This window comes from Komagataeibacter melaceti (genome assembly GCF_003403295.1).
Taxonomy (GTDB): Bacteria; Pseudomonadota; Alphaproteobacteria; order Acetobacterales; family Acetobacteraceae; genus Komagataeibacter; species Komagataeibacter melaceti.
Genome location: NZ_QUWV01000161.1, coordinates 1 through 780 on the forward strand (window position 1 = coordinate 1; position 780 = coordinate 780).

1 protein-coding gene is annotated in these 780 nt (G+C 68.5%); it reads right to left on the reverse strand.

Annotated features, from left to right (window positions below):
• Window positions 1–780: transketolase C-terminal domain-containing protein (locus DY926_RS14960; protein ID WP_274541809.1), on the reverse strand; the 780-nt coding region annotated here is incomplete at both ends.

A 780-nucleotide genomic window follows, 5' to 3' on the forward strand; every position in this document is an offset into this window, starting at 1 on the left:
GGCATCAAGCCCGGCCTCATGGTACTGCGCGGCCTGGGTGTTGTGGTCGATGAAGCGGTCGGGCAGCGTCATGGGGCGGAAACGCACGCGGTCCAGCAGGCCGGTCCTGGCCAGATGGGTCATGACATAGCTGCCAAAACCGCCGACCGAGCCTTCTTCAAGGGTGATCAGCACGGCATGGTTGCGCGCAAGCTGCTCGATCAGCGCGGTGTCCAGCGGCTTGGCGAAGCGGGCGTCCGCCACCGTGGGGGACAGGCCCTGCGCGGCCAGCATGTCGGCGGCCTTCAGGGCTTCCCCCAGCCGCGGGCCGAGCGAGAGGATGGCGATGCCACCCTGTTCCGGCCCCGACTGGCGCGCCATCTCGCGCACGATTCGCCCGCGCCCGATCTCGAGGATCTCGCCCGCCGCCGGCAGTTCAAGCCCCAGCCCGTTGCCGCGCGGGTAGCGCAGCGCGATCGGGCCTTCGTCAAACGCGATGGAGGTCGCGGTCATGTGCAGCAGTTCCAGCTCGTTGCTGGGCGCCATGATGGTCATGCCCGGCAGGCAGCCGAGATAGGCGATGTCGAACGACCCGGCATGTGTCGCGCCATCCGCGCCGACCAGACCCGCGCGGTCAATGGCGAAGCGCACCGGCAGGTTCTGCAGCACCACGTCATGCATCACCTGGTCATAGGCGCGCTGCAGGAAGGTGGAGTAGATGGCGCAGAACGGGCGCAGCCCTTCCGTCGCCATGCCGGCGGCGAAGGTGACGGCGTGCTGCTCGGCAATGCCGACATCGAA